The sequence below is a fragment of the Humidesulfovibrio sp. genome (assembly GCF_035560995.1).
Classification (GTDB): domain Bacteria; phylum Desulfobacterota; class Desulfovibrionia; order Desulfovibrionales; family Desulfovibrionaceae; genus Humidesulfovibrio.
Map to the genome: position 1 here is coordinate 1 of NZ_DATMYK010000221.1, position 26,405 is coordinate 26,405.

Sequence of the window (26,405 nt, forward strand, 5' to 3'; positions counted from 1 at the left end):
GTATATGCGCGCGGCCTGCGCCCCAGGCGCAAAGACCGCATGCTCACGGATCACAATGTGGCGGGAGATGTAATGTTGAACAAAATCGCGGAATTTGTCCATACCCAAGGTCACTGCGTACTGGCCACCTGCGCCGGCGAAGCCGGTGCTTTCGCGCCGCACACCTCGCTCATGACCTTTTGCGCCGCGCCGGACTGCGGCGAATTCTGGCTGGCCACACAGAAAAACACGAAAAAGTTTCGCAACCTCGCCGAAAATCCGCGCGCCAGCCTGCTCATTGACGACCGCGCCACGCACGCCGCGCCGCGCCAGGCCCTTACCGTGGCCGTTCATGCCGCGCCCTTCCCCTCCACGGCCGCAGAACAGGCCGCGCGCGCCGCACTTTTGGCCAGAAGCCCCGGCCTGTCTGGCTTTCTGGCCGATGCGGACGTGCTGGTGCTGCGCCTTGTGGCCGAAAGCTTCCAACTGCTGACCGGGCTGACCGAGATTTTTTCTTTGGAAATTTCCACTCCGGTGGAGAAAGTTCTTGACGCTCGGCCGAGGAAGGCTTAATCCTGCCTCCTCGCGTGGGCTCGTAGCTCAGTGGATAGAGCGCCGGACTACGAATCCGTAGGCCGCAGGTTCAAATCCTGCCGGGCCCACCACGCAAGACCAGGGCCGCTGTCGAAAGACGGCGGCCCTTTTTGCGTTTTGCGTCCAAGGACGGACACGGGCCTCCGATCAATGCGTGGTATTCGCCGGACGCATTGACGCGCTGATATCTTGGCGCTAGAACAACAAGAGTTGTTCCTCCCCCCCAGGACAGCCTTCCACCTGCGCGAGCATTGCGCGGGGCACGGCCAACAGCACGCAAGGCGGCGCACCATGTCCAGAGCCCGCATTCTCTTGTGGATAGTCCTTGGGGCGCTCGCCTCCGCGGCGGCCTTGTCGCTCTTCATGCGCGCCAAGGACGACCACACTCTGGAGCGCATCCGCACGAGCGGAGTCATCCGCATCGGCTACGCCGTGGAAGCTCCCTACGCCTTCCTCACCCCGGAGGGGGTCGTCACCGGGCAATCGCCGGAACTGGCCCGCCGCGTGGCCCATCGTCTGGGCATCAAAGACATCGAATGGCGTCTGGCGGATTTCGGCGCCCTCATCGCCGAGCTCAAGGACGGCCGCATCGACGTCATCGCCGCAGGCATGTTCATCACCCCAGAGCGCGCCGAGCAGGTGAGCTTCTCCGAGCCGGTGTTCCATGTGCGCCCGGCGCTGCTTGTGGCCCGGGGCAACCCAAAGCGCCTGCACAGCTACAAGGACGCCCTGGCCGACGGGACCGTGCGGCTGGCCGTGCTGACAGGCGCGGTGGAAGGGCAAGCCCTGCTGCGCGCGGGTCTGCCGGAGGTCCAGCTCATCCAGGTGCCCGATGCTCAGACCGGGCGCGTGGCCGTGGAGACGGGCTTGGCCGACGGGCTGGCCCTTTCCTCGCCCACCATAAAGTGGATGGCCATACGCGACCAGCTGGGCCGCACGGAAATCGCCCGGCCCTTCACAGGCGCGGGGCTTGACTTGGAGGCCCGCTCCGGCTTCGGCGGCTTCGGCTTCCGCAAGGAGGACAAGAGCCTTCTGGCGGCCTGGAACGGGGAACTGCGGGCTCTTGCCGCCGACCCGGAGTTTCTGGACCTCATGGACGACTTCGGTTTCGGACCGGAGGAGCTGCCCGGGAACATGACCACCCGGGAGATTTTGGCCCCATGAACGCGCAGGCGTATTGGGCCTCCGCGCTGCAAAATTGGGTTCCGCAGCGCCGCTGGGAAATCTGGAGCACCATCGTGCTCTCGCTTCTGGTGTGCGCGCTCATTTCCTGGATGCACCTGCGGCAGCAGCAGGACATGCGCCAGGCCAGCCAGCGCCTGGACACCATGCGCCAGGCTCGCGTCGAGCTGGCCCAGGGCTTTCTGGCCGTGCTGCTCTCCGCCGAGGCGGACTCGCCCTACCGGCGCGAGCAGGGGCTGGTGCTCATCCGCCAGGCGCTGATTTCCTTTGACCGTTCCGGGCGCGAGGCCGGGCAGTTCGATCACGCCGCCAGAGACCGCTTTCTGGAGAGCCTGGCAGCCTTCCATGCCCGCCTGGGGGATTGGGAAGCCCACGCGCAGAACCATGGAGAAAGAACGACCGCCTTGCGCATTGCTTACCACGACCTGGAGCGCCAGACCGAGGACATGGACGCCCGCACCCGGCTTGAACTGGGCCAGCTGGCCCAGCGCTTCGCCCGCGAGTTTTTTCTGGTCCTGGGCGTTTCCGTCCTGCTGCTGGCCGGGGTGAGCGCGCATGTGTTCTTCGCCGGGCGCGCCCGTGAGCGTGCCGAGGCCGAGCGACGCAGACTGGACGAGCGCCAGGGCATCACCCTGCGCAGCATCGGCGACGGCGTCATCGTCACCGACGAACGGGGGCTGGTGGAGCTCTTGAACCCCGTGGCCGAGGCCATGACCGGCTGGCGCGACGCCCAGGCGCGCGGACTGCCCCTGCGCAAGGTCTTCAACATCATCAACGAGCAGACGCGCGAGCCCCTGGACAACCCCGTGGCCAGGGTGCTGCGCGACGGCGTGCGCGTGGAGCTGGCCAACGATACCCTGCTGGTGGCCCGGGACGGCGTGGAGCGCGCCATTGCCGACAGCGCCGCGCCCATCACCGACGCCGAAGGGGTCATCCGGGGTGTGGTGCTGGTGTTCCGCGACCAGTCGGACGAGAAGTTCTACAAGAAGGCCCTGCGCGAGAGCGAATTGCACTTCCGCGCCCTGGCCGATGGCGGCCAGGCCCTCATCTGGACCTCCGGCCTGGACAAACTGTGCGACTACTTCAACGAGCCCTGGCTGCGCTTCACCGGGCGGCCCCTGGAAAAGGAGTTGGGCAACGGCTGGGCCGAGGGCGTGCACCCGGACGACTTCGACCGCTGCCTGGACATCTACGTGAAGGCCTTTGACGCACGCCAGGCCTTCAGCATGGAATACCGCCTGCGCCACGCCAGCGGCGAGTACCGCTGGATAGTGGACCAGGGCACCCCGCGCTTCAATTCCGAGGGCGTCTTCGTGGGCTTCATCGGCCACTGCCTGGACATCCACGAGACCAAGCAGAACCAGGAGGCCCTGCGCCAGGCCAAAGAGGCGGCGGAGACGGCTAACAAGACCAAGAACGAGTTCCTGGCCAACATGAGCCACGAGATCCGCACGCCCCTGAACGGCATTCTGGGCATGCTGCAACTGCTGGACACCACGCGCATGGACGAGGAGCAGCGCAAGTACCTGCTGGCCGCCACCCAGTCGTCCAAGCGGCTCACGCGGCTCCTGTCGGACATCCTGGACTTCTCGCGCATCGAGGCGGGCATGCTGGCCGTGCAGCGCGCGTCCTTCGCGGTGGAGGGGCTGCGGCATGCGGCCCTGGAGCTTTTCGGCCTTACCGCGCGGGAAAAGGGCGTGGCCTTCTCTTTCGAAATCGACCCCGGCGTGCCCAGGGTGCTGGTGGGCGACGAGGCCCGGCTGCTGCAGATCCTCTTCAACCTCATGGGCAACGCGCTCAAGTTCACCCGCCAGGGCGAGGTGCGCGCAGAGCTGACCCCCCTGCCCGGCGGCGGCGCGGCGGACCGCCGCCTGCTGTTCAGCATCAGCGACACGGGCATCGGCATCACCGACGAGCTTCTGGCCAACATCTTCGAACCCTTCACCCAGGCCGAGGGCTCCTACACCCGGCGCTTCCAGGGGGCCGGGCTCGGGCTGGCCATTGTGCGGCGGCTCATCGGGCTTCTGGGCGGTTCGCTCTGCGTGGACAACAGCGGTCCGGGAACCCTCATGACTGTTGTTCTGCCCTTTGGCCTGCCCGAGGCCGGAACCGCGCAGGAGGCCGAGCAGGAGGCCCCGCAAGAGGACAATGCGCCAAGCCCACCAGCGGCGCCCGTGGCCGGGGCCGCCCTGCGCGTGCTCTTGGTGGAGGACGAGGAAATCAGCCTCTTGGCGGCGGAGCAGATGCTCAAGAAGTCCGGCTATGCCGTCTGCACCGCCCGCGACGGGCGGCAGGCCCTGGAACGGCTTGCGCGGCAAGATTTCGACGTGGTGGTGATGGACGTGCAGATGCCCGTGCTGGACGGGGTGGAGGCCACGCGGGCCATCCGCTCCGCACAGGAGCTTGGGGCCAGGGCGCAGGTGCCCATCATCGCCATGACGGCCTACGCCATGGCCGGAGACCGCGAGCGTTTCATCGCCGCGGGCATGGACGGCTACACCTCCAAGCCGGTGGACATGGCGGAGCTTGGCCGGGTCATCGGCCAGGTGCTGGCCCGCCGCACGGCGGGCATGGCCGGGGGCGGGGGCTTCGCCGGCTAGTCGTCGCTCCAGCGGTCGCGGATGGCGTTGATCTCGTCCTGATTCAGGAAGAAGGCCGCGACCACCGCGGGATCGAACTGGGTGCCCGCCCCGGCGCGGATGAGCCCGCCCGCTTCCTCGGCCGTCATGGCCTTCTTGTAGGGGCGGTTGCTGCACAGGGCGTCGTACACATCGACCACGGTGACGATGCGCGCCTCCAGCGGGATGTCCTCCCCGGAGAGGCCGAAGGGGTAGCCCTTGCCGTCCCAGCGCTCATGGTGGCACAGGGCCAGAATACGCGCCAGCTTCAGCTGCTCGTTGCCGGCGATTTCGCGCATCAGGAGCGGGTCGGAGCACAGGCGGTGGGCCTCGTCCTTGCTGTCCAGGGGGCCCAGTATCTCGCAGCCGTACACGCAGTGCCTGCGCATGATGTCCCATTCCGAGGGCGAGAGCTTGCCGGGCTTCAAGAGCACTTCGTCGGGGATGCCGATCTTGCCCACATCGTGCAGGGGGGCGCATTCGCCCAAAAGCTCGCAGGCGTCGTCGCCCATGCCCATGGCCCGGCCCAGCAGCCTGCTTATCTGCCCCACGCGGATGACGTGGCGGCCGGTCTCGTTGTCCTTGTACTCCGCCGCGCGGGAAAGGCGCTGCATCACCTGGCGGCGCGTCTCCTCTAGCTCGCGGGTCCGGTCGCGCACCAGGCGCTCCAGGTTCTCCTGGTAGCTCTTGTTCTCGCGGATGAGCCGGGCGCGATCGAACACCTTTTCCAGGGTGTAGTCCAGGATGTTCAAGTTGTGCAACGGCTTGGTGATGAAGTCCCAGGCGCCCATGCGCATGGCCGAGAGGGCGTCTTCCACGATGCCCACGCCGGAGAGCACGATGATGGGCACCTCCGGGGTTTCGGCCACCGCGTGCTTGATGAAGGAGTAGCCATCCATCACCGGCATGTTCAGGTCCACCACGACGGCAAGCAGCTTCTGGCGGTTGGCCAAGAGCAGGTCCAGTCCCTCCTGGCCGTTGCCGGCCTCCAGGGTCTCGTATTCCAGATCCTCCAGGTGCGCGGTGAGCGAGCGCCTGAGCCCTGGTTCGTCATCAATGATCAGGATGGTCATGTTTGCGCTCCAGGTTGGGCCAGGCGGTATCGGATGCGCTCCAGCATCTGGGCCATATCGCAGGGTTTGAAGAACACGTCGTCCTCCTCCATGCCGCCCACCAGAAGCTCCCGGCCGAGGGAGAAGTCCACGGAGCCCGTGTGCAGCAGAAAGCGCCCGCACAGGCCGCGTTTCCTGGCGTTCAGGATGAAGTCCTTGCCATCCATGCCGGGCAGGCGCATGTCCACGATGCACAAGTCCGCCGGTTCACGGGCCAGTTCCTCCAGGGCTTCTTCGGCCGAGGCGCAGGCGCGCAGGACGAATTCGTCGAAGTCTTCCAGGAAATCCACCAGCAACTGGCGGATGCGTTCCTCGTCGTCGAGGATGAGGATGCGCGCGGGTGTGCTCACGCCTCTTCCCCTTCGGGCCCTTCCGCAGGCAGGTCGATGCTGAACAGGGTGCCTTCCCCGGGGTGCGAGCTGACGGACATGCGGCCCCCGTGGCCCTTGGTGATGATGAAGTACGACACCGACAGCCCCAGGCCGGTGCCCACTCCAGGCGGCTTTGTGGTGTAGAAGGGCTCGAACACGCGCCGCTGCACTTCCGGCGGCATGCCGGGGCCGTTGTCCTCGATCTCTATGTGCAGATGGTCGCCCGCGCTGCCCACGCGGATGCAGATCCTGGGCTCCAGGATGGACGGCTCGGCCGCGGCCAGGGCCTGGGCCGAATTGCGCAGCAGGTTCAAAATCACCTGTTCTATCTCGGTCTCCGTACAGTTGACCACGGGCAGATCGTCCCCGTAGTCGCGTTCGATCTTGATGCGCTTGAAGTCGTAGCTCTTCTTCAGGTCGTAGTCGCTGCCGGCCAGGGTCACGGCCTTGTCGACGATGGAGGGCAGATCGCACACCTTGCGGCGGCTCTCGCTCGAGCGGCTGAAGTCGAGCATGTGGCGGATGATGGCCGAGGCGCGCACCGCCGCCGACTGGATGTCCTCGATGAACACGTCGAGCTTGCGCGCCTGCATGTAGTTTTTGAAGAGCTCCATATCGAGCCCCAGCCCGGTGGCCACCTCCACGTTCTTCTTGAAGTCCGGCCGAGTGCGCTGCACCAGGTTCTGTGCGGCCTGGAGCACGATGCCCAGGGGGTTGTTTATCTCGTGGGCGATGCCTGCGGCGATGCCGCCCACCGAGATCATCTTCTCGGTCTGGATCATCATCTCCTGCATCTTCTTCATTTCCGTCACGTCGCGCACCAGGCCCAGAATATAGCGCCTGTCGCCGATGACGATGATGTGGCAGGAGATGGAGCACTGGAGGATCTGGCCGTCCTTGCGGCGGCCCTCGAACTCGTGGTTCTCCACGTGGCCGTCGCGCTGGATGGTTTCGTGGATGATGGTCCTGCTGGTCTCCTCGGCGTAGAAGGCCACGTTCTTGGAGTCTTTGCCCAGCAGTTCGCTGGCGTCGTAGCCGGTCAGCTTCTGGAAGGCCTCGTTCACGTCGGCGAAGCGGTTGTCCTCCAGGTCCACCAGGGCCATGGCCTCCGGCGAGTAGCGGAACAGGCGCGAGAAGCGCTCCTCCGACTGCCGCAGCTGCTCCACGGCCTGGAGGCGCTCGGTGATGTCCTGGAAGATGCCCAGCACGCCCACGGCCTGGCCCGTGTCGTCCAAAAGCGGCAGCTTGCTGGTCTCCAGCCAGACTTGCCGGCCGTCATCCAGCGTCAGGGACTCCACGAAGCGCAGCTTGGGCGTCTGGCTCCGCATCACGGCCTGGTCGTCCAGGCGGTAGGACGCGCTGGCCTCGGCTGTGATGGGCAGGTCGAAGTCCGTTTTGCCGATGATGTCTTGCGGCGAGGCCAGGCCCAGGGCCTGCGCGAAGGATGCGTTGCAGCCCTGGAAGATGCTGTTTCCGTCCTTCCAGAAGATGGACAGGGGGACCGTGTTCAGGATGCTTTCCAGCAGGCGGCGGTTCTCGCGCAGCTCCTGGTCGGCCCGGGTGCGTTCGGTCACGTCGCGGGCCACGGTCATGCGGTAGCGTTTTTCGCCGATCTCCATGACCTGGCTGGAAATGGACTGGATGATCTCCGCGCCGTTTTTGTGGCGTCCGCGCGCCTCCATGTTCAGGGCGTGCCCTTCTGTGCGCACGCGCTCCTGGATCGCCTCCATCTGTTTCGGGTCCGTGTACAGTCCGAGCTCGGCCACGGTTTTGCCGATGACCTCGTCGCGCTCGTAGCTGTGGGTTTCAATGAAGGTGTCGTTCACGTCCACGATGACGCCGGAGTCCAGGTCGGAGAGCACGATGCTGTCTGGCGAGAGGCGGAACAGGCTGGAAAAACGCTCCTCGGACTGGTGCAGCAGCTCCAGGGCCTGCATGCGCTCGGTGATGTCCTCCAGGGTGGCCACCACGCCGTGGGCCTCGCGTCCCTCCACGACCAGGGGCGTGGCGTTCACGTACAGGGCTTTGCGCTCATCCCCGGAGCGGGAGTACCAGGCCAGCAGCCCCAGCACCGGCGTGCGCTGGGCCATGGCCAGGGCGAAGGGCGAGGCGTCCCCGGTCAGGGGCGCGCCTTCGGAATCCTCCAGGGCGATGGCTTGCGGCAGGGGGGAAGCGATGTCCAGGCCGAGGATGCTGCGGGCCTGCCGGTTCATGTATTCCGGCCTTCCGGCAGGGCCGAAGGTGACGATGCCGACGGGAGAGAGCTCCGTCAGTGTGCGGTGGTCGGCCTCGGAACTGCGCAGGTTGGCCATGATCTTGCGCAGGGCCCCCAGGGCCAGGGCCACCACGACCAGGGTGATGAGCGAGATGGCGCCGCTGACTGCGGCCAGGCGCGTGGCCGGGGCCAGCACCTCGTCCTCGTCCGATTCCAGCACCAGCACCCAGCCCGTGGTCTCGTTGCGGCGCGTCAGGCACATGCGGCGGTTGTCTCCGCGCGTGTAGTGGTGGGTGGCTCCCGTGGCTACGCTGGCCAGCAGTTCCGCAGTGTGGGCGCCGGTGCCGAAGTCGTTGGGTGCGGCCCAGGCCGGGGTGGCCAGAAGCACGCCCTCCATATTCAGAATGTAAGCGCCGCCGCTTTTGCCGATGCGGGAATCGTTCAGCATGGCCCGGGCGAAGGTTTCCGTATGCAGAATGCCGACCACGACGCCGACCACGATGCCATCGGGCCCGCGCACAGGGGTGGAGGAAACCAGGATGGGCCGCCCGGTGACGCGCGACACGGCCACAGTGTCCAGCGTCGGGTGCCCGGCCATGGCCTGGGTGTAGTAGTTCCGGTCCGAGACATTGAGGGTGGCCGTGAGGGTCGGGTCCGAGGACAGCACGAGCTCGCCCCGGGAGTTCATGAGGTACACGCGCTCAAAGGTGCCGCTGCGCACGTAGCCTTCCATCTTGCGCTGGGCGGCCACCCGGGCCGAGCGCCCCAGGTAGGAGTCCTCCAGGGCCAGGCGCAGCTCGTCCTCCTGGGCCACAAGGTTGGTCTGGGTGGTCATATCCCGCGCCTGGAGGGTTATCTCGCGGTCCAGGAAGGCCAGGGCCTGGATGATTTGCCCCCGGGCCAGGCTCTCCACCGTGTTCCTGGTGTAGAAGTAGGCCACCAGGGTCGTCACCAGCACGCCGAGGGCCACGGCTGTCAGCACCGGGGCGAGGTAGCGGTCGGGCCGGAAGCGGCGGGCGCCGGGGCCTGGCGTGTGCGTCATTTGATCACCACTCCGGCGGCGTTGATGATTTCATAGGGAATGGACAGGCCCAGGCGTTCCGCGGTCTTGAGGTTCACGAACACGATGCCTTTCTGGTTGGTGCGCACGGGCAGGCTGCCCGCGGCGATTTTTTTCTCCAGCACCTGGCGGGCCATGCTCCCGGCCAGCAAGCCCTGTTCGCGGCCGGATTCCAGCACGCCGCAGAGCAGTCCGTCGCCCACGGCGTAGTCCGCAAAGCCCAGCGTGGGCAGCCTGTTCACGGAATTGGTCCAGGCGATGACGGTTGCCGTCGGGACGACGCGCCCTGTGGCCTCGTCCCTCAGGGCGTGGTACATTCCCAAGGCCAAGGCCTTTGTGCGGGTTTGGTGATGCTTCACCCGCCTCTGCCATTGCTGGAAGGTGCGGATTTTCTCCACACTCACAAGCTTAAGGGCAAAGGGGCCGCCCTGCTTGAGTTCGGCCTGGAGGTCATCCGCAATATATCCGGCGGACTCTGTGTCGTCCAGCAGCAGGGCCACCGTGTCTGAGGAGGGGCTGATTTTCTTGAGCAGGGCGAAGCCTTCGCGCAGGTGCCAGCGCTCGCGCACGCCGGAGACGTTTGGGGCGGGGAAGCCGTACAGCGAGGGCGGGGCGTTGACTCCGCAGAAGATGACCTGGGGGCTGGCGCGCCCCTTGAGGTACGGCGCGGCCAGCTGCGCCTGGGCCGCGTCGTCCGCGGCGATGACCACCTGCGGCGCGGTGGCCTCGATGCGCGCCAGAAAGGCCTGGGCCTTGCCGCGCAGGCTTTCGGGATCATGGTCGCGCTTGGCGTCGAGGTACAGGGTTTCCACGGTGGTCTTGACGCCGCGCAAGGCTTCCTGGATGCCCTGGCTGATGGCCTGGGTCCAGATGTAGTCGGGGCCGTAGCTGTGCACCACGATGACGTTCGGCGCGGGTTTCGACTCCGCCGTGTTCTGGGCGGACGCCATGGCGGCTACGCAGAGAATGGGCAGCAGCGTGAACACGGAAAGACGCGCAAAGCGCATGCCTTACTCCCGTCGTGTGATGCATTGGCCCGGTATTGGCGGCTTTGGAGCCGGATTCTGAATTACTTAGCTAAATGCCGCCATGCTGTCCAGCGGCCGCGGCCGCTGGGCGCTTGCGTTCGCAGTCGCGCTTGAAGTTGGTTATTTTATTATGATTCCAGCAGCCTGAATGAACTCGAAGGGGATGCGTAGTCCCAGACGTTCCGCAGTCTTGAGGTTCAGCAACACGGTGCCGCGCACGTTTGTGCGCACAGGCAGCGCGCCCGCCGCCAGCTTCTTCTCCAGCACCTGGCGGGCCATGGTTCCGGCCAGGTAGCCCTGCTCGTGGGCCGATTCCAGCACGCCGCAGAGCAGGCCGCCGCCCACCGCGTAGTCGGTGAAGCCGATGGAGGGCAGCCGGTTCGCGGCATTGGTCCAGGCCATGACCGTTTCCGGAGGCACGACCCCGCCCGTGCGCTCGTCGCGCAGGGAGTGGTAGAGGCCCAGAGCCAGGGCGTCGGCGCGGGTCTGATAGTCCTGCACCTTGCGTTGCCATTGCTGGAAGGTCTGAACCTGTTCCGAGGCCACGAGGGCGAGGGCGAAGGGGCCGTTCTGGCGCTGGTCCTGGGCCAGGTCGGCAAGCACGTAGGCGCTGCTTTCGGAACCGTCGCTGAGCATGGCCGCCCGCGTGGCTCTGGGAGCCAGCTTCTTGAGCAGGGCGAAGCTTTCCCGGAAGTGCCAGCGTTCGCGCACGCCGGAGACGTTGGCCGCGGGAAAGCCGTAGGTCTTGAGCGGCGCGTTGACCCCGCAGAAGATGACCTGGGGCCAGGGGCGCCCCTTCAGAAACGGCTGGGTCAGGTAGATCTGGGCCGCGTCGTCGCTGGCGATGACCACCTGGGGCCGCCAGTGCTCAATGCGCCGCAGGATGGCCTGGGCCTTGGCCGCAAGACTCTCCGGGTCCAGGTCGCGCTTGGCGTCCAGATAATGGGTCTCCAGCGTGATCCCGTCGCCGGGCAGGGCACCCTGGATGCCCTTTGCCAGGGTGTCGGTCCAGATGTAGCCGGGGTTGTAGCTGTGCACCACGAGCACGCGCTGGACGGCTCCGGCCTCGGCCGGAGCCTGCCGGGCGGCCTGGGCCGCGCCAAGAACGTGCAGGGCCAGCAGGGTGAGGAAGATGATTGCCCGGAACCAGCGCATGCGTTTCTCCCAGTGCTCCCCGCTGGGCCGCGCTCGCGGCGGCGGGGAGGAGCATGGGATACTGTAGCGTGTATTCCGAATTAATGTCCAGTGTTGTCCGGTTCTCGCGCGGTATCAGCCCGTGGCGGGCAGTTGGACGCAGAGGGTGGTTTCGCCGGGGGTGCGCATGTCCAGGTGCACCTCGCCGCCGTGGGCCCGGGCCACCATGCGCGCGGAGTATGTGCCCAGGCCGGTGCCCCCGGATTTGCCGCTGGTGGCGTATTTGCCGAAGAAGCGCTCGCGCATGTCGGCCGGAACTTCTCCGGCGTTGGCGATGCGCACCTGGATCAGAGGGCCGGCGGTGACGCCGACCCGCACCGCGCCGCCCGGGGGCGAGGCCTCCAGGGCGTTCTTGAGCAGGTTGCCCAGCATGGACTGGCAGAGCAGCTCGTCGCCGCGGACCCAGAGGGCTTCCTCCGGGGCCTGGAGCGAAAGCTCCGTGCGCATGGTCCGGCTCAGGGCCTCGGCCTGGCGCACCGTCTGCCGCGTCAGGGCGTTGAGATCGAAGCGGGCTGCGGGCAGTTCGTAAACGCCGGTTTCCATCTTGTACAGATCCAGCGACAGGTTGATCATGCCGAGCATGCGCATGCCCGCGTCGCGGATGACTTCGATGAACTCGCGCTGCTGGCCGGTCAGGTTGTCGTCCAGGAGCAGCAGCTCCGGGATGGCGGTGAAGGCCGAGAGCGGGGTCTTGAGATCGTGCCGGGCGATGCGTTCGACATCGTCCCGGAAGTGCTCCATCTCCACGCGCCGGGTGATGTCCACGGCGGTGAACAGGATGGACCCGAAGCCCACGGGAGCCCAGTGCAGCACCCAGTGCCGCCCGTGGGCGGCCACCTCGCGGGAGCTGGAGGCGGCCATGAGCTCCTCGCCTCCCCTGCGCAGTTCGTCCAGCAGGCTCTCCGGGATGAGGGGGCCGCCGCAGGTTCCGCCCGCGGCGTAGCCCAGCGCCGCGGCGAGCTGATTGCCGGCGGCGATGCGCCCGGGCAGCAGGTCCACAAGCACGGAAGGGGAGGGCGCGGCGTCGAGCATGAGTTCGTTCAGGCGCTGCTGGCGTGAAAGTTCGCGCTTCAGATGCAAGGTTTGGGCGGCCCGGGCCAGGGTTTCCTTCAGGACCTCCGGGTCCAGCGGCTTGGTCAGGTAGCCGGTCACGCCCAGGGTCACGGCGTGGCGCAGGGTGCCCGCGTCGTCCAGTCTGGTCAGCAGCACCAGCGGAACCTCTGGATTGATGCCGCGCACGGCTTGGGCCAGCTCCAGTCCGCTCATGCCCGGCATGTCCACGTCGGTGATGACCACGTCGGGCCGGTGCAGAGCGTAGGAGAACATGCCCTCCTGTCCGCCCTGGGCCAGGTGGAGGGCCCGCACTTCCCCGGCCAGGTAGCCCTGGACCTGGAGGCTCACCAGTGCGTCGTCGTCCACGAACAGGACGCTCATGTCCTGGAGCAGGGAGGCGCGGGCTGCGGAGGGCGGAAGCGTCACGGCGGTCTCAGGCGGGAACGCTGCGGAACAGGTGGTCGGTCCATTCCAGGGCCTTGGAGTAGGCCTGGGCCACGGCCAGAGGCGCAAGCCCCAGCAGGACGAGGGTGGCCTGCACCCCTGCCCAGTCCGCGCGCTCAAAGGACGCGGCCAGGAGCAGCCAGCGCGCGGCCGGGTGGTTCTGATCCGTGAGCGCCGCCGCAACGTCCTCCGGTAGGCGCAGGGTTTCCAGGATGGCGGACATGGGCTGGTCCAGAAGGGCGGGCAGCAGGGAGAACATGCCCACGAGGAAGAGATTCTCCGGCCGGGGGTGGCAGCCCTCGCCCAGGCTTCTGCCCGCGAGCTCCAGAAAGCGGCCGCGCAGGGTGGCCGCGCGGGGCAGTTCCGAAGACTTGCCCGGCGGGGTCAGGTCCGTGAGGATGATAAGTCTGATCCAGGTGCGCAGGGGCTCCCAGCCCAGCAGCGACAAAGCCTGCTTCACCGACTCCACCGGGTGCGGGAAGGAGAAGAAGGCCGAGTTCAAAAGGCCGAAGAGCTTGAAGCTCAAGGCCACGTCCGCGCGGATGGTCTCCGCCAGGGATTTGAAGTCCGGGTCTTCCTGCTCGATGGCCTGCAGAAGTTTGAGGCGGGAGAATTGGCTGGAGGAGAGCTTGCGCGTGACGATGGTCTCCGGCTCTTGAAAGTAGTGCCCCTGGAACAGCTGGAAGCCAAGGGCCCTCGCCGTCTCGTGCATGGCGCGCGTCTCGATGCGCATGAGCCCCGGCAGGGCCGGGTGGGCCCGGCAGGCCATGGCCAGGCGGTTGAGCTCCGGCTCCTGGCAGCCCAGGGCGTCCACCCAGAGCACATCGGCCAGCGCGTGCAGGGGCGCGGCCTCCGGCCTGCCGCTGAAGCGGCTCACCGCCAGGAGGTACCCGCGCGCCTTGATCTTGCGGATGGCTTCCATGGCCTGCATGTCGCCCGCCAGGTTCTCGGTCATCTCCACTACGAGCGTCTCCTTGGGGAAGAGCAGGGGAAGCTCGTAGATGAGCGGCTGAGCCGAGAACTTGATGATGCGCCGCGGCCCGCCGCCTTCGCCCACGAGGGCGGCCAGCACGCTCGTCGTGGCGTCGGAGCGCCGTCCTTCCGAGGACACGGCCTCGATGCCGTCCCGGAAGTAGATGCTGTGGGCCCACACCGCGCCCTTGGCGTCGAACACCGGCTGACGGGCGTAGAACCCCAGGGAGTACTCCGCAGACAGCGGGGGAGGGAGATTGGTCATGGGCCGCTCTGTTGTTGTCGTAACCTGATAGCAACCGCCTCGTGCCCGGCCTGGTCCGGCCATCGTCGGGGGAACCTGTTTCCTGGAATCCAGCCTAGGTAATTACGTAGTCGCTGTCCAGCATCCGTACCGGGGTTGGGTGCCTTCTACAGCTTGAACTCGCCGCCCGCGTAGATGACCTGGCTGCCGCCGCCCTTGAGCAGCGCGGTGACGGTCTTGTCCTCGGTGTTCACCAGGTCCCAGTGCAGGGCGGAGTCGTTGAAGCCCAGCGCCTCCTTCTTGGCCGCGTCCAGGGTGGTCTGGTCGCCCGCGTAGGTGTCGGAGTAGCTGGCCCCCACGGCCACGTGGCAGTTGCCGAACGGCCCGCCGAAGTTCTCGTCGAACAGCGTGCTGGCCATGAAGGCGTTTATGCGCGAGTGGCGGCGGTCGGTGAGAGAGAACTCGCCCAGCTGGGCCGCGCCCGTGTCCATGGCCAGCTGCTTTTTCACGAAGTCCTCGCCTTCCTTGGCCGAAACCTCCACCACGCGGCCGGCCTTGAAGGTCAGGCGCACGCCCTCCACCCGGTTGCCGGAGCGGTACGACGGCTGGTCGGCGTAGTACACGCCTTCGGTGCCGCGCCAATCGGGCGAGAGGAAGACCTCGAAGCTCGGGATGTTGTGCCCGGAGACGCCCAGCCAGCGGCGCTCCGCTCCGGGAGTGACGGTGAGGTCGCAGTTCGCGCTCTCCACCTTCAGGCGGTCGATGTGAAGCTTGGCAAGGGCCTCCTTCACGCGGGTCACCTCGGCGTGCACCTCGCGCCATTTGGCGGCCGGGTCGTCGGCGTCCAGGAAGCAGGCCTGTTTGATCTGCGCCGCGTATTCCTCCACGGAAAGGCCCGCGCATCTGGCTTGCTCCGGCGTGGGGTAGGCGCACAGGGTCCAGCCGAAGTCTCCGGTCTGCTCGCGGCCTTCCATTATCTCGCGCAGGAACTTTCTGGTCACGGCGGCCAGGCCGATCTTGGCCGGGTCCGTGCCCGCCAGATGGGTGAGGGAGGCGGGCGCGATGAGGGAGATGAGGCCCGAGAGGTTTTGCATCAGCTCGCGGTCGCCCGGGGGCACGGCCTTGATCTGCTCGTCCGAGCCCTTGCCGTAGAAGGAGACCTCCATGCCCGGGGTGAGGTTCTGCCGGGGCACGGGCACCATGCCCTCGGTGATGAGCAGGTCGTACACGGCCTCGGCCAGGGGGGTGGCCGCCTGGTCGAAGCGCAGAAGGATGAAGTCGCCCGGCTTGTAGGGGCTGGTGCGGGCGGTGGTGAGGCCCCACCAGAGGGTGCGGGCATATTTCTCGAGTTCGTTTTTGGAGAACATGCGTTGGTCCTTGAAGGCGATTTCCGACCAGGACGCTTCGTCTGGCGGATGGGCGGAGCATAGCCCAGCCGTCCGCGAAGCTCAATATCGGCGCGGGGAGGGGGGCGGCGGGGGCGCGGACGGCGCACGGACGTTGAGAATCTCCGCCATGGCTTGACACGGAAGCCGACCTGGATATATCAGCAACCCCGGAGCCAGCGCGCTCGCCGCTTGGCTTGCGGGCTGAGGAAAACGGCGCCTGGCCCACCGGAACGTGTCCCTTGCTAAGGAGGGGGCGCGGGCTGGACGGGGCTGAGATTAATTTTTTATTATACACACCTGGAGGGTACAATGGGCTACAAGGTTACTGTCGACAACGACAAATGCATCGGCGACGGCGAGTGCGTGGACGTTTGCCCGGTCGAGGTCTATGAGCTGCAGGACGGCAAGGCCGTTGCGGTGAACATGGAAGAGTGCCTGGGCTGCGAGTCCTGCGTGGAAGTTTGCGAGCAGGACGCCATCGTCATCGAAGAAGAATAGCTTTCAACAGCTCCGGCTGAGACGACGGGGGCGGCGCTTGCGCCGCCCCCGCAACTTCCGCCCGTGGCGGAGGCCGGGGCGCCGGGATTGATGCATGTCCGTCTTATCGCGAGGCGGAACGCGGCCGGGGGAATCCCGGCTTTTTTGTATCAAGGCCCTCTTTACTTACCCCGCCAGGGGACTCATATTTCCGTCACCATCATCACCGCGATTGCCAGCGAGGAGTGCCGCATGGCCCTTGATTTTTCCGATTTCTTCAAGCGCTACGAGGCCATCATCGGCGAGGCCGACCAGGTTTTCGAAACCGTGAAGGGCAAGTACGCCGAGAACGTGCGCTGCGAAAAAGGCTGCAGCGACTGCTGCCACGCCCTGTTCGACCTGACCCTGGTCGAGGCCCTGTACCTGAATGCCAATTTTCTTGAGCGTTTTTCGGGCAAGGCCAAGAACGCCGTGCTGGAGCGCGCCGATGAATCCGACCGCCTGGTGCACCGCCTGAAGCGCGACGCCTTCAAGGCCGTGAAGGAGGGTGCCAACGCCCAGGAGATTTTGGCCGAGATGGCCAAGGTGCGCGTGCGCTGCCCTCTGCTGGACGACGACGGCGCCTGCCTGATGTACGACAAGCGCCCGGTCACCTGCCGCATCTACGGCGTGCCCACGGCCATCGGCGGGCAGGCCCACACCTGCGGCAAGTCCGGCTTCGAGCGCGGCAAGCCCTATCCCACCGTGTACCTGGACCGCATCCAGGACCGGCTGTACGCCCTGTCGCACGAGCTGGCCGGAAGCCTGACCACCCGTTACAAGGGTCTGGGCGAGGTGCTGGTGCCCGCGTCGCTGGCGCTTCTGACCGAGTACACCGAGGAATATCTGGGCATCATGAGCGAGAAGGAGGCCCAGGAGGCCAAGGAGACAGCCGCCGCCGCCGCCAAGGCCGCCGCGCCCGCTCCGGCCCCCAAGGCTCCCGCCGCCGCTGCCCGGCCCCGCGCCCAGATGGCTCCGAAAGCCAAGCCCGCCGGCAAGGGCCTGGCCGCCTGCTCCGGCTGCTCGCCGGAGACCAAGAAGGGCGGCTGCGCGGGTTGCTCGCCCCAGGCCTTCACCATCGGTCAGGCCCCGGCCAAACCCGCCGCCAAGAAGCCCGCGGCCAAGCCCGCAGTGAAGAAGCCCGCGGCCAAACCCGCTGCCAAAAAGGCCAAGGCCTAGCCATGGAAGCCATGTACACCCCGGGTCAGCTGGAGGAGCAGAAGCGCGCCATGTACGAGGGGCTCTCGCCCCGGCGCCGGCGCTTCGTGGACCGCATCGGCTACGAGAACTGGGACCCCTATCAGGCCCCGTTCGACCCCATCGACATCCGCACGGACGCCATGGGCATGACCACCCACGATCTTTTGAACCGCTACTTCAAGAGCCTGCCGGAGATGCCGGACCCGGACTACATGCAGACCCTCTCGGAGTTCATGGTCATGCTGGTCATGAACATCGAGAAGGTGCGGCCCATCCTGGAGTTCAGCGACTGGTACAACGCCCTGCTCAAGGAGCGCGGCATCAGCATCAAACCCAAGGCCGCGAGCGCCGACAACACCCCGGAGTAACCGCATGGACGATCCGAAGTTCAACAACGTCGACGATTACATCGCCCACCTGAAGGACAAGCTGCGCGGCGCGCCCGAGTGCGGCAACACCCATTACAACCTGGGCGTGGCCTACCTCTCCAAGCGCGAGTTCATGGACGCCGAGCGCTCCTTCCGCGAGGCCATCGCCAACTCGCCCAAGCTGGCCGAGGGCTACGTGCAGCTGGGCGGCCTGTGCCTGGAGCGCGGCGACCTGGAAGGCTGCCTGAACTTCAACCGCCAGGCCACCCAGGTGCGGCCCTTCTTCGCCGTGCCCTGGGGCAACATCGGCTTCGTGCTGCTGCAGCTGGGCGATTCGGACAAGGCCATCCCGGCCCTGCAGAAGGCCATCAAGTACGATCCCAACTTCGTGCAGGCCCTGGCCACTCTGGGCAGCGCGCACTTCTCGCGCGGCGAGATGGAAGAGGCCGTCACGGCCCTGACCAAGGCCGTGGAACGGCAGCCCATGTTCGGCCCGGCCTGGAACAACCTGGCCCTGTGCAGCGCCGAGCTGGGCAACTGGGCCCGCGCGGACGAATGCGCCAAGAAGGCCCTGGAGAGCGGCTACGAAGTGCCCCAGGCCTTCCTGGACGAGATCGCCCAGAACCTGAAATAGGTCCCCCCGAACAGACGGGGCGGGGGGGCGCATGGCCCATTTCCGCGACCTCAAGCGCTCTGTGCGCGAACTGCTGGCCGGGCCGGATTGGCGCGCACGCCTGGGCGATCTTTCGTCCGTGCCTGCGCGGCGTCTGCCCGGTCCGCTGTTTTCGCTGTTGTTGGACAAGGACGAGCTGGTGCGCTGGCGGGCCGTCACGGCCTTTGGCCTGACCATTGCCCGCATGGCCGAAAGCCGCGAGCAGGGCGAGAGCCCCGGCGCTGGAATGGAAGTCGCCCGCGTGATCCTGCGCCAGTGCCTGTGGCGCATGAACGAGGAGTCCGGCGGGCTCGGCTGGGGCATCCCCGAGGCCCTGGGCGAGAGCCTGGCCCGGAACGCACGCCTGGCGAAAGAGTTCCACCGCATGCTGGCCTCCTACGTGCGTGAGGAAACCAGCGGCGAGGGCAACTATCTGGAGCACGCGGCGCTCAGGCGCGGGGTGTTCTGGGCCTTGGGGCGGCTTGCGCAGAGTTTTCCCGAGCTTCTGGCGGCGGAGACGCCCGCACTGCTGTCCGGCCTGGCGGACGAGGACGGGGCCAACCGGGGCCTGGCGGCCTGGGTGCTGGGCCTTGTGCCCGCCGCGCAGGGGGGCGCGGCGCGGGAAGCGCTGGAGGCCCTGGCGGACGACGCCTCGGAAGTGGCGCTGTTCCAGGACGGGGAGCTTTTGCGCACCACGGCCGGGGCCCTTGCCCGGCAGACCCTGGAACGCCTGGGCGCGGCAAAGTGAAGCTTTTCGGCAATCTTTTGTTGACAAGCAAAATGGCTTTGGGTAAACGAACCTTCCCTTGAGCAATTTAGGCGCGTAGCTCAGTTGGTTAGAGCACTTGCTCGACACGCAAGGGGTCAGGAGTTCAAGTCTCCTCGTGCCTACCATATTATGCGGAAAGGGAGGCCTGTGCCTCCCTTTTCCTTTTTCATCTTCCACAGGTCTCCGCGCTTCCGGGAGCGCCGGGCCGAACAAGGAGCATCGCCGTGGAACTCTCCGTGGCTGGTCAGCAGATTTCCGTGGAGGCGGGCGCAAGCTTCGCCGACGCCTTCAAACAGGCCCTGTCCAAAAAACAGTTCAAAGAGCTGGTTGTGGCCCGCTGCGGCGAGTCCCTGCTGGACCTCTCCACCCCCATCCCGGCCGGTTGCGCGACCGTAGAGCCCGTGTACGCGGACTCTCCGGAAGGCCTTGAGGTCATCCGCCACTCCACCGCGCACCTCATGGCCGAGGCCGTGAAGAAGCTTTTCCCCAGCGCCAAGGTCACCATCGGCCCGGCCGTGGACAACGGCTTCTACTACGATTTCGACTACGAGCGCCCCTTCACGCCCGAGGATCTGGAGGCCATCGAGGCCGAGATGCTCAAGATCGTGGGCGCGGACAAGCCCTTTGTGCGCGCGGAGCTCACCAGCGCCGAGGCGCGGGAGAAGTTCGCGGCCGAGGGCGAGACCTACAAGGTCGAACTCATCGACGACCTGGGCGTGCCGAGCGTCTCCACCTACACGCAGGGCGGTTTCACCGACCTGTGCCGCGGCCCCCACGTGCCCCGCACCGGGCTCATCAAGGCCTTCAAGCTGACCACCGTGGCCGGGGCCTACTGGCGCGGCGACGAGAAGAACCCGCAGCTGCAGCGCATTTACGGCACCGCCTGGGCCAGCCCCAAGGACCTCAAGGTCTACCTGGAGCGCATCGAGGAAGCCAAGAAGCGCGACCACCGCAAGCTCGGCGTGGCGCTGGACCTGTTCAGCTTCCACGAGGAAGTGGGCGGCGGCATGGTGCTGTGGCACCCCAAGGGCGCGCTTACCCGCGCCATCCTGGAAGACTTCGAGCGCAAGGAACACCTGAAGCGCGGCTACCAGTTCGTGCAGGGCCCGCTGATCCTGCGCCGCGAGCTGTGGGAGAAGAGCGGCCACTACGCCAACTACCGCGAAAACATGTACTTCACGGAGATCGACGAGCAGGCCTACGGCATCAAGCCCATGAACTGCCTGTCGCACATGCTCATCTTCAAGAGCCGCCTGCGCAGCTACCGCGACATGCCCCAGCGCTACTTCGAGCACGGCGTTGTGCACCGCCACGAGAAGAGCGGCGTGCTGCACGGCCTGCTCCGCGTGCGCTCCTTCACGCAGGACGACGCGCACATTCTGTGCCGCCCGGACCAGCTGCGCGAGGAGATCATCGGCGTGGTGAAGTTCGTGCGCGACGTCATGGACATCTTCGGCTTCAACTTCGAGGCCGAGATCAGCACCCGGCCGGAAAAGAGCATCGGTTCCGACGAGGACTGGGAACGCGCCACCAATGCGCTCAAGGACGCCCTGGAGCACATGGACATGCCCTACGCCATCAACGAGGGCGACGGCGCGTTCTACGGCCCCAAGATCGACATCAAGATCAAGGACGCGCTGGACCGCAGCTGGCAGTGCGCCACCGTGCAGTGCGACTTCACCCTGCCGGAGCGCTTCGACCTGTCCTACATCGGCGAGGACGGCAACAAGCACCGCCCGGTGATGCTGCACCGCGTCATCCTCGGCTCCATCGAGCGTTTTATGGGCGTGCTCATCGAGCATTTCGCCGGGGCCTTCCCGGTTTGGCTCGCTCCGGTGCAGGCGCGCGTCATGACCGTGACTGACGCGCACAAGCCCCACGCGGAAAAAGTCTTGCGGTTTTTACAGGAACAGGGCATACGCGCCGAAGCGGATGTGCGGAATGAGAAGCTCGGGTACAAGGTGCGCGAGGCTCAAATGGAGCGCATCCCCTACATGCTCATAGTCGGAGACAAGGAAGTGGAAGCCGACGGCGTCAACGTGCGTGTGCGCGGCGGTGCCGATGTCGGTTTTGTACCGCTTTCCGGGGTGGCGCAGATTATTCTGGACGCGGCCCGTGAACCTTTCAAGCGCGGAGGGATGAGCTATAGCTTTTCCTAGACGGCAGGACCAGCATCCCAAGGATGATGGCGTCCGCCGAAACGAGCGGATACGTATTCCCCAGGTGCGCGTGGTCGACGACGAGAGCACGCAGCTGGGCATAATGGCGACTTCTGAGGCCTTGGCGCTGGCGCAAAGCAAGGGACTCGACCTTGTCGAGGTTTCGCCCAACGCCGATCCGCCTGTTTGCCGCATCATGGACTATGGCAAGTTCAAGTATGAGCAGCAGAAGCGCCAGCAGGAAGCCAAAAAGAAGCAGACCGTCATCCAGATCAAGGAAGTCAAGTTCCGGCCCAAAACCGATGAACATGACTACCAGACGAAGCTGAAGCACATCCGCCGCTTCCTGGAAGACGGCGACCGCTGCAAAGTGGCGGTGTTCTTTCGGGGACGCGAGATTGTGCACAAGGATCGTGGCCAGACCATGCTTGACCGCGTGGTGGTGGACACGGCCGACATCGCCAAGCTGGAACAGCCTTCCCTGGCGGAAGGACGCACCCTGGTGATGATGCTGACCCCGGTGAAGAAATAACCGAGCGTCCTCGCCGCGGGCTTTGGCCCAAAGCGATGAGCATATGAGGAGGAAACCATGCCCAAGATGAAGACCAACCGCAGCGCCGCCAAGCGCTTCGTGAGCAATGGCGCCGGCAAGTTCAAGCGTCGCCGCCAGAACCTGCGTCACATCCTGACCAAGAAGAGCGCGAAGCGTAAGCGTCGCCTGGGTCAGGGCGCCATGGTCGACGATGCCAACCTGGGTGCTGTGAAGCGCCTGCTGCCTTACGGCTAACCACTAACCCAACGACGTCGTGCCTGTCGGCTCACGCTGACTGTGCCCTAAACGAATCGGAGGAACGAAAGCATGAGAGTTAAGCGTGGTGTTGCCGCTCACCGTCGGCACAAGAAATTCCTGAAAATGGCCAAGGGCTACATCGGCGCGGGCTCCCGCCTGTACCGCACCGCCCGCGAGCGTGTCGAGCGCGCCCTTTGTTTCGCCTTCCGCGACCGCAAGCAGAAGAAGCGCGACTTCCGTCGCCTGTGGATCGTGCGCATCAACGCCGGCGCCCGCCAGAACGGCCTGTCCTACAGCAAACTCATCGGCGGCCTGACCAAGGCCGGTATCGAAGTTAACCGCAAGATGCTGGCTGACCTGGCCGTGCGTGAGCCCGCCGTGTTCGCCCAGATCTGCCAGGCGGCCAAGGCATAAGAACGTGAACGAGATGCTCAAGTCCTTCCTGGAAGGACTCGATGGCCTGACCCTGGAGTGCGAAGCGCGCCGGGGTCAGGCTTGCAGTTTAAAGGACCTGGAAGCCCTGCGCGTCGAATTCCTCGGACGCAAGGGCAAGCTCGCCGCCGGCATGGGCGCCCTGGCCCAGATGGGCCCGGAAGACAAGCCCGCCGCAGGCAAGAAGGCCAACGAGGTCAAAAACGCCCTCACCGCCCTGCTCGAGTCGCGCCAGGCCGAGCTTGAGGCCGAAGCCGCCAAGGACGCCCTGTCCGGCTTCGACCCGAGCCTGCCCGGACGCCGCCCGGCTCCCGGCAGCCTGCATCCCGTCACCCTGGCCATGCAGGAGATCTGCGAGGTCTTGACCGGCCTGGGCTTCGAGGTCGTGGCCGGACCGGAAGTCGAGAACGACTGGCACAACTTCGAGGCGCTGAACATGCCCCCGGACCACCCCGCGCGCGACATGCAGGACACCCTGTACGTCTCCGACCGGGTGCTCCTGCGCACGCACACCTCGCCGCTTCAGGTGCGCACCATGCTTTCGCGCAGGCCTCCGGTGGCGGTCATCGCCCCGGGCAAGGTGTACCGCCGCGACTCGGACATCACCCACACGCCCATGTTCCACCAGATCGAGGGGTTGCTCGTGGACAAGAACGTGAGCATGGCCGATTTGCGCGGCACCCTCACGGCCTTCGTGCGCCAGCTCTTCAGCGCCGATACCAAGGTGCGCTTCCGCCCCAGCTTCTTCCCCTTCACGGAGCCCAGCGCCGAGGTGGACATCTCGTGCATGCTCTGCGGAGGCGAGGGCCACGTGAAGGGCGAGCCCTGCCGCGTGTGCAAGAAGACCGGCTGGGTCGAGATCCTGGGCTGCGGCATGGTGGACCCCAACGTGTTCCGCGCGGTGGATGCCGCCGGTGTGGGCGGGTACGACCCCGAATCCGTCACCGGCTTCGCCTTCGGCCTTGGCGTGGAGCGCGTGGCCATGCTCAAGTACGGCATCGGCGACCTGCGCATGTTCTTTGAGAACGACGTTCGGTTCCTCGAACAGTTTTCGTAGCATTGAAGCGCCCCGCGCCCGGCCTCTCGCCTACCCTTGAACGGGCGGCGAAGGGCAGGGCGCCGGGGCGTTGTCGTCTTACCTGTCTTCTTACCGGGGTGCGATGAAGCCCCCTCAAGCCGCACGAGGCGGATATGCACATCAGTTTGCAGTGGCTGCGGGAATTCGTGCCCTTCACCGGAACCGTGCAGGAGCTGGCCGAGCGCCTGACCATGCAGGGCCTTGAGGTCGAGGCCATCCTCGATCCCTTCGAATCCATCTCGTCCATCGTGGTGGGCCATGTGCTGGAGTGCGCCGACCACCCGGATTCCGACCACCTGCACGTCTGCTCCGTGGACGTGGGCGGGCCGGAAGCCTTGCAGATCGTGTGCGGCGCGCCCAACGTGGCCAAGGGCCAGAAGGTGCCCGTGGCGCCCATCGGCACCACCATGCCCGGCGGCATGCAGATCAAGAAGGGCAAGCTGCGCGGCGTGGCCTCCCACGGCATGATCTGCTCCGAGCGCGAGCTGGGCCTTTCCGAGGACCACGAGGGCATCATGGTCCTGCCCGAGGGCTTCGCCCCCGGCGCGCTGCTCACCGAGGCCCTGGGCCTTGAGCGCGAGGTCATCGAGGTCTCCATCACGCCGAACCGCGCCGACTGTTTGTCCGTGCTCGGCATCGCGCGGGAGACGGCCCTGGGCTTCGGCCTGCCGCTGACCATGCCCACGCTGAACCTCGTCGAGGACGCCAGCGCGGGCGACGCCAATTCCGTGGTGCGCATCGACATCCCCGACGGCGAGCTGTGCCCGGTGTACCGCGCCCGCGCCCTTACCGGCGCGAAGATCGCCAAGAGCCCGGACTGGCTGCGCTACCGGCTCATCGCCATCGGCCAGCGGCCCATCAGCAACATCGTGGACGTGACCAACTACATTTTGATGGAGCTGGGCCAGCCCCTGCACGCCTTTGACCGCAACCTGCTCAAGGGCGGCGTCATCCGCGTGGCCCCGGCAAGTGACGGGCAGACCATCACCACCCTGGACGGCCAGGAGCGCAAGCTGCTGGGCTCGGACCTGCTCATCTGGGACGCCGAGCGTCCGGTGGCGCTGGCCGGCGTCATGGGCGGGGCCAATTCCAGCATCACCGACGACTCCACCGAGGTGCTGCTGGAGTGCGCCATCTTCCGGCCCGGCACCATCCGCAAAACCGCCCGCAGGCTGGCCCTGCCGAGCGAAGCCTCGTACCGCTTCGAGCGCGGCGTGGACCAGGTTGGTTCGCTCTTCGCCCTGGAGCGCGCGGCCCAGCTCATGGCCGAGGTTTCGGGCGCGAAGGTCATGGCGGGCATCGCCGCGGCCGAGCCCAAGCCCTGGGCCGAGCGCAGCCACAGCTTCCGCATCGACCGCTGCAACGCGCTCTTGGGTCTCACGCTGACCCCGGAATTCTGCAAGACCACCCTCACGGGTCTGGGCTGCAGCGTGGACGACAGCGACGCCGCCAACTGGCGCGTCACCTCGCCCCCGCACCGCCTGGACCTGGAGCGCGAGGTGGACCTGTTCGAGGAATGCGGCCGTGTGCACGGGCTGGACCGCATCCCGGCCGTGCTGCCGAAGATCTCCAAGGCGCTCGATTCCGCGCAGATGCGCGACACCGAGTTCGGCTTCCTCCAGGCGCTCAAGGCCTGGGCCGTGGGCGCCGGCCTGCGCGAGGCCATCAACTACAGCTTTGTGGGCACCGACGACCTGGACCGCCTGAACCTGCCGGCGGAGGGGCGCATAAAAATCGCCAACCCGTTGTCCGAGGACCAGAACGTGCTGCGCACGGAGATCGCCCCCGGCCTGCTGAACAACGTGCGCCACAACCTGGCCCAGGGCAACGCCAGTCTGCGCCTGTTCGAGGTGGCCAAGTCCTTCCATGAGGACGCCGCCAGCGACACCGGCGCGCGCGAGAACTCGCGCCTCGGCATGCTGGTGCATGGCGCGCGGCACACGCAGGAATGGCCGTGGGAGCAAGGCGAGGCCGACTACCTGGACGTGAAGGGTCTGGTGGAGAACCTGCTGGCGCACCTGCGTTTGGGCCCGGCGAACTACTATATTCAAGAGGGGCACCCCTACCTGGAGCCCTGTGTGCGGGTCGCCTTGCAGGACGGGGATACGCTTGTCGGACGCATCGGGCGCGTGCAGCCAAAAATCGCCGACGCCTATCACGCCCGCAAGGAAGTGTGGCTGGCGGACATGGACGCCGACCTGCTGCGCGAGCTTTCCCGCGCCACCACGCCCGCGTTCAAGAGCCTGCCCAAGTTCCCGCCCGTGCGGCGCGACGTGACTGTCATCTGCCTGAACGACGGCAATAAGGGCGACTTCGTGCGCGCCTGCAACATTGAGGACGCTATCCGCGAGATGAAGCCGAAGCACCTCGAAGGGCTTGAGTTGGTTTCCGTCTATGCGCCGAAAGACATAGCCGCCAAGCGCAACCTGACCTTCCGCCTCACGTACCGCCACGCGGACCGCACGCTGGTGGACAAGGAAGTGGACAAGGAGCACGGCAAGGTGCTTGCCGGGCTGCCACAGAAGCTGCCGGTCGAAATTTAAGCGAAATCAAAAAGAATCCCGCAGAGGGAATGAAGAAGGGGAGTCCGCGAGGGCTCCCCTTCTTGTTATATGCCGTTTGGCTTCAATTGCATCCTAAAACGTTGTGATGGTTGGCCTTTCGAGACGTAGATATTCTCTGAAAGGTTTAACGAAATCATCATCTGGAAAGAATGGTGACCCTCGATGACCTGATGTTGGGAGGTTTACGATGTGTTTGCAGATGCTATCACTAAATAGGAATGAAGCTTCATCTGCAAACGAAATCAGAGTCTCGATATCAGGATATGGGTCAGTATCCTTTGAAGCCCATCTTCCAGTGCTCATCCAATATCCCTCAAGACGCTTGTAAAATGCAAAGCGTCTATCGAATAAGTCGTCAGCGCGCTTTTGCTTAGCTAAAATATAGTTCGCATAACTTATTGCGACTGCAGCACCGGCAATCAC

23 protein-coding genes and 2 tRNA genes are annotated in these 26,405 nt (G+C 66.0%); 16 read left to right on the forward strand and 9 right to left on the reverse strand.

Annotation, left to right across the window (positions count from 1 at the left end):
- Window positions 1-72 precede the first annotated feature (72 nt).
- From VN419_RS08720 to VN419_RS08735, 4 genes are all read left to right on the forward strand, one after another.
- Window positions 73-552, forward strand: a complete 480-nt coding sequence (locus VN419_RS08720) for a pyridoxamine 5'-phosphate oxidase family protein (protein WP_325646564.1) — start codon at window positions 73-75, stop codon at window positions 550-552.
- A 16-nt stretch (window positions 553-568) separates the two neighbouring features.
- A tRNA-Arg gene (locus VN419_RS08725) sits at window positions 569-644 on the forward strand.
- A 220-nt stretch (window positions 645-864) separates the two neighbouring features.
- Complete coding sequence (gene ehuB, locus VN419_RS08730) at window positions 865-1,737, forward strand: ectoine/hydroxyectoine ABC transporter substrate-binding protein EhuB (protein ID WP_325646566.1); 873 nt, start codon at window positions 865-867, stop codon at window positions 1,735-1,737.
- Window positions 1,734-4,355 (forward strand): PAS domain-containing hybrid sensor histidine kinase/response regulator, encoded by a 2,622-nt coding sequence (locus VN419_RS08735; RefSeq protein WP_325646568.1) that lies wholly within the window; start codon window positions 1,734-1,736, stop codon window positions 4,353-4,355. The genes ehuB and VN419_RS08735 overlap by 4 nt, the downstream gene beginning before the upstream one ends.
- On the opposite strand, the gene VN419_RS08740 is transcribed toward VN419_RS08735, so the two are convergent.
- The 8 genes from VN419_RS08740 to VN419_RS08775 form a co-directional block, all read right to left on the reverse strand.
- Entirely contained in the window at window positions 4,352-5,446 is a 1,095-nt protein-coding gene (locus VN419_RS08740) for an HD domain-containing phosphohydrolase (RefSeq protein WP_325646570.1), read from the reverse strand. The two genes, VN419_RS08735 and VN419_RS08740, sit on opposite strands and share 4 nt — an antisense overlap.
- Window positions 5,443-5,835: a response regulator gene (locus VN419_RS08745; protein ID WP_325646572.1), complete on the reverse strand. Its 393-nt coding sequence runs from the start codon at window positions 5,833-5,835 to the stop codon at window positions 5,443-5,445. Before VN419_RS08745 ends, VN419_RS08740 begins: the two co-directional genes overlap by 4 nt.
- Entirely contained in the window at window positions 5,832-9,113 is a 3,282-nt protein-coding gene (locus VN419_RS08750) for a PAS domain S-box protein (protein WP_325646574.1), read from the reverse strand. The genes VN419_RS08745 and VN419_RS08750 overlap by 4 nt, the downstream gene beginning before the upstream one ends.
- Window positions 9,110-10,138, reverse strand: a complete 1,029-nt coding sequence (locus tag VN419_RS08755) for an ABC transporter substrate-binding protein (protein WP_325646576.1) — start codon at window positions 10,136-10,138, stop codon at window positions 9,110-9,112. Before VN419_RS08755 ends, VN419_RS08750 begins: the two co-directional genes overlap by 4 nt.
- Before the next feature lie 141 nt (window positions 10,139-10,279).
- The gene (locus VN419_RS08760; protein WP_325646579.1) at window positions 10,280-11,314 is read right to left on the reverse strand and encodes an ABC transporter substrate-binding protein; all 1,035 of its coding nucleotides are present in this window, start codon (window positions 11,312-11,314) and stop codon (window positions 10,280-10,282) included.
- A 114-nt stretch (window positions 11,315-11,428) separates the two neighbouring features.
- Window positions 11,429-12,832, reverse strand: a complete 1,404-nt coding sequence (locus VN419_RS08765) for a hybrid sensor histidine kinase/response regulator (protein WP_325646581.1) — start codon at window positions 12,830-12,832, stop codon at window positions 11,429-11,431.
- Between the two features lie 7 nt (window positions 12,833-12,839).
- Window positions 12,840-14,087: an EAL and HDOD domain-containing protein gene (locus VN419_RS08770; protein WP_325646583.1), complete on the reverse strand. Its 1,248-nt coding sequence runs from the start codon at window positions 14,085-14,087 to the stop codon at window positions 12,840-12,842.
- A 146-nt stretch (window positions 14,088-14,233) separates the two neighbouring features.
- Window positions 14,234-15,433: an aminopeptidase gene (locus tag VN419_RS08775; protein WP_325646585.1), complete on the reverse strand. Its 1,200-nt coding sequence runs from the start codon at window positions 15,431-15,433 to the stop codon at window positions 14,234-14,236.
- Window positions 15,434-15,763: 330 nt separating this feature from the next.
- On the opposite strand from VN419_RS08775, the gene VN419_RS08780 reads away from it, so the two are divergent.
- The 12 genes from VN419_RS08780 to pheT all read left to right on the forward strand — a co-directional run bounded on the left by VN419_RS08780 (window position 15,764) and on the right by pheT (window position 25,961).
- Window positions 15,764-15,952, forward strand: a complete 189-nt coding sequence (locus tag VN419_RS08780) for a ferredoxin (RefSeq protein ID WP_325646587.1) — start codon at window positions 15,764-15,766, stop codon at window positions 15,950-15,952.
- A 231-nt stretch (window positions 15,953-16,183) separates the two neighbouring features.
- A complete protein-coding gene (locus tag VN419_RS08785) occupies window positions 16,184-17,149 on the forward strand; it encodes a YkgJ family cysteine cluster protein (RefSeq protein ID WP_325646589.1) in 966 nt (321 codons plus the stop codon).
- A gap of 2 nt (window positions 17,150-17,151) precedes the next feature.
- Entirely contained in the window at window positions 17,152-17,538 is a 387-nt protein-coding gene (locus VN419_RS08790; protein ID WP_325646591.1) for a hypothetical protein, read from the forward strand.
- Between the two features lie 4 nt (window positions 17,539-17,542).
- Window positions 17,543-18,172 carry a tetratricopeptide repeat protein gene (locus VN419_RS08795; RefSeq protein WP_325646593.1) on the forward strand — a complete coding sequence of 210 codons (630 nt, stop codon included), beginning with the start codon at window positions 17,543-17,545 and terminating at the stop codon, window positions 18,170-18,172.
- 31 nt (window positions 18,173-18,203) lie between these two features.
- Complete coding sequence (locus tag VN419_RS08800) at window positions 18,204-18,938, forward strand: DVU0298 family protein (RefSeq protein ID WP_325646595.1); 735 nt, start codon at window positions 18,204-18,206, stop codon at window positions 18,936-18,938.
- Between the two features lie 69 nt (window positions 18,939-19,007).
- A tRNA-Val gene (locus tag VN419_RS08805) sits at window positions 19,008-19,084 on the forward strand.
- 99 nt (window positions 19,085-19,183) lie between these two features.
- Window positions 19,184-21,118, forward strand: coding sequence for a threonine--tRNA ligase (gene thrS / locus VN419_RS08810; RefSeq protein WP_325646597.1), 1,935 nt, complete (start codon window positions 19,184-19,186; stop codon window positions 21,116-21,118).
- Window positions 21,105-21,650, forward strand: coding sequence for a translation initiation factor IF-3 (infC, locus tag VN419_RS08815; protein ID WP_325646609.1), 546 nt, complete (start codon window positions 21,105-21,107; stop codon window positions 21,648-21,650). Before thrS ends, infC begins: the two co-directional genes overlap by 14 nt.
- Window positions 21,651-21,707: 57 nt before the next feature.
- On the forward strand, window positions 21,708-21,905 hold the full coding sequence (gene rpmI / locus VN419_RS08820) for a 50S ribosomal protein L35 (protein WP_325646599.1): 198 nt from the start codon (window positions 21,708-21,710) through the stop codon (window positions 21,903-21,905).
- 72 nt (window positions 21,906-21,977) lie between these two features.
- The gene (gene rplT, locus VN419_RS08825; protein WP_325646601.1) at window positions 21,978-22,322 is read left to right on the forward strand and encodes a 50S ribosomal protein L20; all 345 of its coding nucleotides are present in this window, start codon (window positions 21,978-21,980) and stop codon (window positions 22,320-22,322) included.
- Window positions 22,323-22,335: 13 nt separating this feature from the next.
- Window positions 22,336-23,397 (forward strand): phenylalanine--tRNA ligase subunit alpha, encoded by a 1,062-nt coding sequence (pheS, locus tag VN419_RS08830; RefSeq protein WP_414652925.1) that lies wholly within the window; start codon window positions 22,336-22,338, stop codon window positions 23,395-23,397.
- Window positions 23,398-23,531: 134 nt separating this feature from the next.
- Window positions 23,532-25,961 carry a phenylalanine--tRNA ligase subunit beta gene (pheT, locus tag VN419_RS08835; RefSeq protein WP_325646605.1) on the forward strand — a complete coding sequence of 810 codons (2,430 nt, stop codon included), beginning with the start codon at window positions 23,532-23,534 and terminating at the stop codon, window positions 25,959-25,961.
- A 93-nt stretch (window positions 25,962-26,054) separates the two neighbouring features.
- On the opposite strand, the gene VN419_RS08840 is transcribed toward pheT, so the two are convergent.
- Window positions 26,055-26,405 (reverse strand): hypothetical protein (locus tag VN419_RS08840; protein ID WP_325646607.1); only part of this gene is annotated, 351 nt, incomplete at its 5' end.

Excerpts from the sequence above, each read along its gene's own strand:
- VN419_RS08720 (WP_325646564.1), top strand. The coding sequence starts at position 73 with ATGTTGAACAAAATCGCGGAATTTGTCCATACCCAAGGTCACTGCGTA.
- ehuB (WP_325646566.1), top strand. The coding sequence starts at position 865 with ATGTCCAGAGCCCGCATTCTCTTGTGGATAGTCCTTGGGGCGCTCGCC.
- VN419_RS08735 (WP_325646568.1), top strand. The coding sequence starts at position 1,734 with ATGAACGCGCAGGCGTATTGGGCCTCCGCGCTGCAAAATTGGGTTCCG.
- VN419_RS08740 (WP_325646570.1), bottom strand. The coding sequence starts at position 5,446 with ATGACCATCCTGATCATTGATGACGAACCAGGGCTCAGGCGCTCGCTC.
- VN419_RS08750 (WP_325646574.1), bottom strand. The coding sequence starts at position 9,113 with ATGACGCACACGCCAGGCCCCGGCGCCCGCCGCTTCCGGCCCGACCGC.
- VN419_RS08755 (WP_325646576.1), bottom strand. The coding sequence starts at position 10,138 with ATGCGCTTTGCGCGTCTTTCCGTGTTCACGCTGCTGCCCATTCTCTGC.
- VN419_RS08760 (WP_325646579.1), bottom strand. The coding sequence starts at position 11,314 with ATGCGCTGGTTCCGGGCAATCATCTTCCTCACCCTGCTGGCCCTGCAC.
- VN419_RS08770 (WP_325646583.1), bottom strand. The coding sequence starts at position 14,087 with ATGACCAATCTCCCTCCCCCGCTGTCTGCGGAGTACTCCCTGGGGTTC.
- VN419_RS08775 (WP_325646585.1), bottom strand. The coding sequence starts at position 15,433 with ATGTTCTCCAAAAACGAACTCGAGAAATATGCCCGCACCCTCTGGTGG.
- VN419_RS08780 (WP_325646587.1), top strand. The coding sequence starts at position 15,764 with ATGGGCTACAAGGTTACTGTCGACAACGACAAATGCATCGGCGACGGC.
- VN419_RS08785 (WP_325646589.1), top strand. The coding sequence starts at position 16,184 with ATGGCCCTTGATTTTTCCGATTTCTTCAAGCGCTACGAGGCCATCATC.
- VN419_RS08790 (WP_325646591.1), top strand. The coding sequence starts at position 17,152 with ATGGAAGCCATGTACACCCCGGGTCAGCTGGAGGAGCAGAAGCGCGCC.
- VN419_RS08795 (WP_325646593.1), top strand. The coding sequence starts at position 17,543 with ATGGACGATCCGAAGTTCAACAACGTCGACGATTACATCGCCCACCTG.
- VN419_RS08800 (WP_325646595.1), top strand. The coding sequence starts at position 18,204 with ATGGCCCATTTCCGCGACCTCAAGCGCTCTGTGCGCGAACTGCTGGCC.
- rpmI (WP_325646599.1), top strand. The coding sequence starts at position 21,708 with ATGCCCAAGATGAAGACCAACCGCAGCGCCGCCAAGCGCTTCGTGAGC.
- rplT (WP_325646601.1), top strand. The coding sequence starts at position 21,978 with ATGAGAGTTAAGCGTGGTGTTGCCGCTCACCGTCGGCACAAGAAATTC.
- pheS (WP_414652925.1), top strand. The coding sequence starts at position 22,336 with ATGCTCAAGTCCTTCCTGGAAGGACTCGATGGCCTGACCCTGGAGTGC.
- pheT (WP_325646605.1), top strand. The coding sequence starts at position 23,532 with ATGCACATCAGTTTGCAGTGGCTGCGGGAATTCGTGCCCTTCACCGGA.